Origin of the sequence: Oceanimonas marisflavi (genome assembly GCF_003049725.1) — a bacterium.
Taxonomy (GTDB): Bacteria; Pseudomonadota; Gammaproteobacteria; order Enterobacterales; family Aeromonadaceae; genus Oceanimonas; species Oceanimonas marisflavi.
Genome location: NZ_QAGM01000031.1, coordinates 21,881 through 29,003, shown reverse-complemented (window position 1 = coordinate 29,003; position 7,123 = coordinate 21,881). Strand labels below are relative to the sequence as shown.

8 protein-coding genes are annotated in these 7,123 nt (G+C 63.7%); 7 read left to right on the top strand and 1 reads right to left on the bottom strand.

The features are described from left to right. From DA373_RS16650 to deoD, 5 genes are all read left to right on the top strand, one after another. A partial coding sequence (locus DA373_RS16650; RefSeq protein ID WP_408635791.1) for a hypothetical protein occupies positions 1-382 on the top strand: 382 nt, incomplete at its 5' end. Beyond that, positions 345-1,133: a TatD family hydrolase gene (locus tag DA373_RS14890; RefSeq protein ID WP_107853071.1), complete on the top strand. Its 789-nt coding sequence runs from the start codon at positions 345-347 to the stop codon at positions 1,131-1,133. The genes DA373_RS16650 and DA373_RS14890, both read left to right, overlap by 38 nt. Before the next feature lie 68 nt (positions 1,134-1,201). Beyond that, entirely contained in the window at positions 1,202-1,975 is a 774-nt protein-coding gene (gene deoC / locus DA373_RS14885) for a deoxyribose-phosphate aldolase (protein WP_107853070.1), read from the top strand. A 52-nt stretch (positions 1,976-2,027) separates the two neighbouring features. Beyond that, positions 2,028-3,245, top strand: a complete 1,218-nt coding sequence (locus DA373_RS14880) for a phosphopentomutase (protein WP_107853069.1) — start codon at positions 2,028-2,030, stop codon at positions 3,243-3,245. Between the two features lie 27 nt (positions 3,246-3,272). Further along, positions 3,273-3,986, top strand: coding sequence for a purine-nucleoside phosphorylase (gene deoD, locus DA373_RS14875; protein ID WP_107853068.1), 714 nt, complete (start codon positions 3,273-3,275; stop codon positions 3,984-3,986). Positions 3,987-4,076: 90 nt separating this feature from the next. Here deoD and DA373_RS14870 read toward each other — a convergent pair whose 3' ends face one another. Further along, entirely contained in the window at positions 4,077-4,604 is a 528-nt protein-coding gene (locus DA373_RS14870) for an AhpA/YtjB family protein (RefSeq protein ID WP_107853073.1), read from the bottom strand. Positions 4,605-4,691: 87 nt separating this feature from the next. On the opposite strand from DA373_RS14870, the gene serB reads away from it, so the two are divergent. Then, positions 4,692-5,669 carry a phosphoserine phosphatase SerB gene (gene serB, locus DA373_RS14865; protein WP_198650329.1) on the top strand — a complete coding sequence of 326 codons (978 nt, stop codon included), beginning with the start codon at positions 4,692-4,694 and terminating at the stop codon, positions 5,667-5,669. Positions 5,670-5,749: 80 nt separating this feature from the next. Beyond that, a complete protein-coding gene (gene radA / locus DA373_RS14860) occupies positions 5,750-7,117 on the top strand; it encodes a DNA repair protein RadA (protein ID WP_107853066.1) in 1,368 nt (455 codons plus the stop codon). Positions 7,118-7,123: the final 6 nt, after the last annotated feature.

Below are 7,123 nucleotides of genomic sequence, written 5' to 3'. Positions count from 1 at the left end.
GCGCTTACTGGCCTGTTCCAATAACGGTCTGACGGCTTCAAATTGTGCTCGCGTAATGTCGCTGGGGTATGTTTTTCGTTTCATCCGTCCAGTATCGGCTATTGGCGAAAGATTTCAAACAGGTTCTGAGGCGTACAACCCCCTGCAGCCGGCCGACGGCTGCAGGATTTCAGCAGGCGCCGCTTTAGCCGGCGCAAACCCACCGGCAACCTTTTACTTAAAGGTGCTTCGCACCTTCTGCCAACTAAAGTGGCAGCTACCACTGTATTGGCAAGGTTGCCGCCCGTTTTTCTTTTCACATCTGATACTCTTTGAGCCAGTAACCTCCTTGCTCAAGGGCTTTTATGCGGCTCACCGACACCCACTGTCATTTCGACTTTGACGCCTTTGCCGATAACCGGGCCGGCCACTGGCAGCGGGCCCGGGCCGCCGGAGTGCACCGGCTGGTGATCCCGGGAGTGGAAGAGGCCCAGTGGCCCCGGCTGCCTGTGCTCTGCAAGACACTGCCGGGAGTGCATTATGCTCTGGGGCTGCATCCCTGGTGGGTAGCGGGCGCTTCTGCTCAATGGCAACCACGACTGGTGGCAGCGCTGGACGCCGCCGATACCCGTTGTGTGGCCATCGGTGAAGCCGGGCTGGACATGGCCTGCAGCGTACCCATGGCCGAGCAGGAAGCCGCTTTTGTGTTTCAGCTGAAACAGGCCTGCGAGCGCGGGCTGCCGGTGATGATGCACAGCCACAAGAGTCATGATGTGCTGCTGAAATGGCTGCGACGGCATACGCCGGTGGGGGGCGTGGTGCACGGCTTTGCCGGCTCGCTGCAACAGGCACAAGGCTTCTGGAAGCTGGGTATTCATCTGGGCGTTGGCGGTACCATCACCTATGAGCGGGCGAAAAAGACCCGCAACACCATCGCCGCCATGCCCCTGGAGGCGCTGGTGCTGGAAACCGACGCCCCCGACATGCCTCTGTGCGGTTTTCAGGGCCAGCCCAATCATCCCGAGCGGCTGCCTTTGGTGTTGCAGGCGCTGGCCGATATTCGCGACGAGCCGCCAGAGGTGCTCGCTGCCGGGCTTGAGAGCAACGCCGGCCGGCTGTTTCGGCTAACCGCCAGTGCACCGGCCGAAAAGTGAGCAGGCGGCGCGACCCGGACGGTCATTTGGCGTTACACTGGCCAGAGTCATTCAAGGGGAAGCACGCCATGACGCCAACACAGCACCTTGCCCGTCAGACCCTGGGCCTGATGGATCTGACCAGTCTTAACGAGCACGACACCGAGGCCGATATCATCGCCCTGTGCCGGCAGGCGGTGACCGCCGGCGGCACGCCGGCGGCGCTGTGCGTGTATGGGCGTTTTGTGCCCCTGGCCCGCACTACCCTGGCGGAGCTGGGCGTGGCCGGCAGGATCAAGGTGGCGACCGTGGCCAACTTTCCCGATGGCAGCAGTGATCTGGCGCGGGCCGAGCGGGAAACCCGGGAGGCCATTGCCGCCGGCGCCGACGAGGTGGATCTGGTGTTTCCCTGGCGGGCGCTGATGGCCGGAGATGAGCAGGCTGGCCTGAATATGGTGCAGGTCTGCAAAGCCGTCTGTGGTGAGCGAACGCTTAAAGTCATTATCGAAAGCGGCGAGCTGGGCGCACCGGCGCTGATTCGGCGGGCCAGCGAACTGGCCATTGACGGCGGCGCCGACTTTATCAAGACCTCCTCCGGCAAGGTGGCGGTCAACGCCACCCTGGAGGCAGCCCGTATCATGCTGGATGTCATCAAGCACCACGGCGGCCGGGTTGGTTTCAAGGCCGCCGGAGGCGTGCGCACCACGGCCCAGGCGGCGGATTACCTGCGGCTGGCCGCCGAGCGGCTGGGGCCGGACTGGCTGACCCCGGCGCACTTTCGCTTTGGCGCTTCCGGGTTGCTCAACGATATACTGGCCACACTGCAGGCCGGTACCCGCGGGCCGACTACCGGCGGTTACTGAGATTGACCTTTTTGTTCTTGGCCGTGCCGCCCGGCGGCACCAAGGAGACCCCATGAAACGTGCCATCGTCCTGGTTCTCGACTCATTCGGCATTGGCGCGGCTCCCGACGCCGACCGCTTTGGGGATGCCGGCGCTGATACCCTCGGGCATATCGCCGCCGCCTGCGCCCGGGGGCAGGCCGATGAGGGCCGCGAGGGGCCGTTGTGGTTGCCCAACCTGGGCCGGCTGGGACTGTTTCATGCTCATGCCGACAGCACCGGGGCCGTGGCGGAAGGCGTGACCCTGCCCGCCGAGGTCACCGGCAGCTACGGCTATGCGCGGGAGCTGTCGTCGGGCAAGGACACCCCCTCGGGCCACTGGGAAATTGCCGGGGTGCCGGTGCTGTTTGACTGGGGCTATTTCACCGATACTCGGAACAGTTTTCCGCCGGCACTGATCGACGAACTGGCCGAACGGGGCGGGCTGCCGGGCATTCTCGGCAACTGCCATGCCTCCGGCACCACCATACTGGAGCAGCTGGGCGAAGAGCATGTGCGCACCGGCAAGCCCATTTGCTATACCTCGGCGGACTCGGTGTTTCAGATTGCCTGCCACGAGCAGCACTTTGGCCTGGAACGGTTGTACGCCCTGTGCGAGACCGCCCGGGAGCTGCTGATGCCCTGGAATATCGGCCGGGTTATCGCCCGGCCCTTTGTGGGCGAGACCGCCGCCGACTTTGTACGCACCGGCAACCGCCGGGACTACAGCATTGCACCACCGGCCCCTACCGTGCTGCAGAAACTGGTGGACGAACTGAACGGCGAGGTGGTGTCCATCGGCAAAATCGCCGACATCTACGCCCACTGCGGCATTACCCGCAAGGTCAAGGCCACCGGGCATGATGCCCTGTTTGACGCCACCCTGAACGAGCTGCAGGCGGCCAAAGGCAATACGCTTGTCATGACCAACTTCGTCGATTTTGACTCAAGCTACGGCCACCGCCGCAATGTGGCGGGCTACGCTACCGCGCTGGAGGCCTTTGACCGGCGTCTGCCCGAGCTGCTGAGCCTGCTGAAACCGGAGGATCTGCTGATCCTTACCGCAGATCACGGCTGCGATCCTACCTGGACCGGCACCGAGCACACCCGCGAGCATATTCCGGTGCTGGCCACCGGCGCCGGGCTGAAGCCCGGTTCCCTGGGCGGGCGCGATACCTTTGCCGATATCGGCCAGAGCCTGGCGAGCTACTTTGGCACCAGCCCCATGGACTTTGGCCGCTCCTTTGTGTGACCTTAACCGATTAACGGGAATACATTTATGGCGACACCTCATATCAAGGCCGAACGCGGCGACTTTGCCGAGACCATTCTGATGCCCGGCGATCCGCTGCGGGCCCAATACATTGCCGAGACCTTTCTCACCGATGTGCGCCAGGTGAATGCCGTGCGCAATATGCTGGGCTTTACCGGCAGCTACAAGGGCAGGGTAGTGTCGGTCATGGGGCACGGCATGGGCATTCCATCTGTGTCCATCTATGCCAAGGAGCTTGTCACCGAGTTTGGCGTGAAAAACCTGATCCGGGTGGGATCCTGCGGCGCGGTGCGCGACGATATTAACCTGATGGATCTGGTGATCGGCCTGGGCGCCAGCACCGAGTCAAAGGTCAACCGCACCCGCTTTATGGGGCACGATCTGGCGGCGATCGCCGATTTCGAGCTGACCCGGAACGCGGTGGCGGCGGCCAGTGCCCTCAAGGTGCCGGTGAAGGTGGGCAACCTGTTTTCGGCGGATCTGTTCTACACCCCGCAAAGCGAGCTGTTTGAGCTGCTGAAACGCTACGGCGTGGTGGGCGTGGAGATGGAAGCGGCGGGGCTGTACGGTGTTGCCGCTGAATACGGCGCCCGGGCCCTGACCATCTGCACGGTATCGGATCATATTCTGCGCGGCGAACAACTCAGCGCCGACGAGCGCCAGACCGGCTTTGATCAAATGATGGAAGTGGCGCTGGAGTCGGTACTGCTGGAGGCATGAGACCTCACCGCTCAGGTGAAATTGGTAGGCTCGGCTTTAGCCGGGCAAATCTGCTTACCAGCCGCTCCGTTGCCCCACTCAAGTGGGGGTTTACAAGGCACGGCGGCGCAGCCGCAACAGCGCTGCCGCCAGCAGGGCACCCATGGCCCCGGTCAGGGGCAACAGCCAGCTGAGGTGATAATACAGCCGTTGCCGGATTTGGTGTTGCTCACCGGTCATGATCGACTCCGCCAGGCTCAGATGCAGAAAGCCGGCAGGACGCTCTTCGGCGAACAGGGGCCGAACATAAGCCTGCCCGAGGGCGGCGTCGGGTGTATCGGCGGCGGCCAGCAGAGTACCACCGCCGTCGTACAGGCGGGCCGACAGCACCAGCGGCGAGTGAGTCAGCTCGGTCACCAGCAGTTGCTGGGCCTCACTGTCTTCCGCATTCAGTGCCCGCAGCGCCTGAAATTCGGCGAAATCCGCCAGGGCGGTGGCCGAGGTGCGATGGGGCAGCTGATGCCAGCGCTGGTTCAGATCGTTAAGCGCCAGCCACTGGTGGCCGGCCAGCAACAACAGCAGCAATGCCAGTGGCCACAACCAGGGCAGTCGTTTAAGGCGTGATTGAGGGTTTTCCATGGCGGTCAATATTGTCTCTTGCCTGCTTAAAAAGCAATACGCTACCCTGAGCGCCGGTTTGTCGTAGTAAAGGGAATCAAAGTGGCACTGTTGCTGAATGGGCTGCCCGAGCGGGTGGTGGAATGGAAAGACGCGCTGGCGCAGCAATCATGTCTGTGGCGTGAGGGAGAATGGGAAGCCGGGCATTTGCCCGAGGCGAAGGGGCGGCTGGTGCTGCTGGCGGAGCGCCTGGACAAGCAGGCGCTGGCTGAAAGCCTGAAGGTACTGGACGACGCCGGTGTTCGTACCGAGCTGTGCTGCGTGGATGTGGTGGCCGGACGGGAACTGGCCAGCCTGCGGCTGTCGGCCTGGTCGCCCGCGCTCAAGGCGGCGCTGCAGCAGGTGGCCACCGGCTGGGACCTGGCCTGTGTGCCGGCGCTGCCCTCGGCCGACAGGCCCGGTCTGGTGCTGATGGACATGGACTCCACCGCCATTCAGATCGAATGTATCGACGAGATCGCCGCCCTGGCCGGGGTAGGAGAAGAAGTGGCCGCGGTCACCCGGGCCGCCATGGAAGGAGCACTGCCGTTTGCCGAGAGTCTGCGTCGCCGGGTAGCCGCCCTGGCCGGGGCCGATGCCGGCATTATTGATGAGGTCATTGGCCGCATGCCACTGATGCCGGGTCTGACCGAGCTGGTGGCCGGGCTCAAGGCCATGGGCTGGAAGGTGGCCATCGCCTCGGGTGGCTTTGTGCCCTTTGCCCGCCACCTGCAGCAACAGCTGGAACTGGATGCGGTGTTTGCCAATACCCTGGAAATTCGCGATGGCAAACTCACCGGTGAGGTGCTGGGCAGTATTGTCGATGCCGATGCCAAGGCCAATATTCTGGTGGAGCTGGCCCACGAGCACGGTATTCCCCTTGAGCAGACCGTGGCGATCGGCGACGGTGCCAACGATCTGAAAATGCTGGCCCAGGCTGGCCTGGGAGTGGCGCTGCACGCCAAACCCCTGGTGCAGCAGCAGGCACCGGTTTGCCTGAACCGGCTCAGTCTGGAAGGGGTGCTGGGTCTGTTGCAGGCGCGCTGAAGCCCGGATGTCTGGCGCGTCCGTGAGCCGTCGCGGACGCGCCTTGTTTTTTAAGCTTTCATCAATCAGGAGAGAGGCGAATGGCCAAGTCCAAAACCGCGTTTGTCTGTGGCGAATGCGGTGCCGAATTTCCCCGCTGGCAGGGGCAGTGTTCCGAATGCAAGGAATGGAACACCGTCAGTGAAATCCGGCTGGCGCCGGCCACCTCCTCCAGCCGCAATGCCCGTTTTTCCGGCTATGCCGGTCTGCAGGAAAACAAGGTGCAGACCCTCAACGAAATCGCCATGACCGAGATTCCGCGCATTGACAGCGGCTTTCGCGAGCTGGACCGGGTGCTGGGCGGTGGTCTGGTGCCCGGCTCGGCCATTCTGATCGGCGGTAATCCGGGGGCGGGCAAGAGTACTCTGCTGCTGCAGGTCATGTGCGGCCTGGCCGGGCGCATGAAAACCCTGTACGTGACCGGTGAGGAGTCGCTGCAGCAGGTGGCCATGCGGGCCCAGCGTCTGGGATTGCCCCGGGACCGGCTGCGCATGCTGTCGGAAACCAGTGTTGAGCAAATCTGCCACGTGGCCCGGGAAGAGCAGCCGGCGGTGATGGTGATCGACTCCATTCAGGTGATGCATGTGGCCGATGTGCAGTCGGCGCCGGGCTCGGTGAGCCAGGTGCGGGAAGCGGCGGCCCAGCTGACCCGCTTTGCCAAGCAGCAGGGGGTGGTGATCCTGATGGTGGGCCATGTGACCAAGGACGGCACCCTGGCCGGCCCCAAGGTGCTGGAGCACTGCATCGACTGCTCGGTACTGCTCGACGGCGCCGCCGACAGTCGCTTTCGCACCCTGCGCAGCCACAAGAACCGTTTTGGCGCGGTCAACGAGCTGGGGGTGTTCGCCATGACCGAAATCGGCATGAAGGAAGTCAGCAACCCTTCGGCCATCTTTCTCAGCCGGGGCGAGGAGCAGGTGACTGGCTCGGTCGTCATGGTGATCTGGGAAGGCACCCGGCCGCTGCTGGTGGAACTGCAGGCGCTGGTGGATTACTCCCAGCTGGCCAATCCGCGCCGGGTGACCGTGGGCCTGGAGCATAACCGGCTGGCACTGCTGCTGGCGGTGCTGCACCGTCACGGCGGCATGCAGATGGCGGATCAGGACGTGTTTGTCAACGTGGTGGGCGGCGTGCGGGTGGAAGACACCAGTGCCGATCTGGCACTGCTGCTGGCGCTGGTGTCGAGCTTTCGTGACCGTCCGTTACCCAAAGAGCTGGTGGTGTTTGGCGAGGTGGGGCTGTCGGGAGAAATCCGGCCGGTGCCATCGGGTCAGGAGCGGCTGACGGAAGCGGCCAAGCACGGCTTTACCCGTGCCATTGTGCCCTGGGCCAACCGCCCCAAGCATGCTCCCGAGGGCATGGAAGTGATCCCGGTTAAAAAACTGGAAGAGGCCCTGGCCGCGCTCTAGTTCCTG

Coding starts and splice junctions, on each gene's coding strand:
- DA373_RS14890 (WP_107853071.1), top strand. CDS start 345: ATGCGGCTCACCGACACCCACTGTCATTTCGACTTTGACGCCTTTGCC.
- deoC (WP_107853070.1), top strand. CDS start 1,202: ATGACGCCAACACAGCACCTTGCCCGTCAGACCCTGGGCCTGATGGAT.
- DA373_RS14880 (WP_107853069.1), top strand. CDS start 2,028: ATGAAACGTGCCATCGTCCTGGTTCTCGACTCATTCGGCATTGGCGCG.
- deoD (WP_107853068.1), top strand. CDS start 3,273: ATGGCGACACCTCATATCAAGGCCGAACGCGGCGACTTTGCCGAGACC.
- DA373_RS14870 (WP_107853073.1), bottom strand. CDS start 4,604: ATGGAAAACCCTCAATCACGCCTTAAACGACTGCCCTGGTTGTGGCCA.
- radA (WP_107853066.1), top strand. CDS start 5,750: ATGGCCAAGTCCAAAACCGCGTTTGTCTGTGGCGAATGCGGTGCCGAA.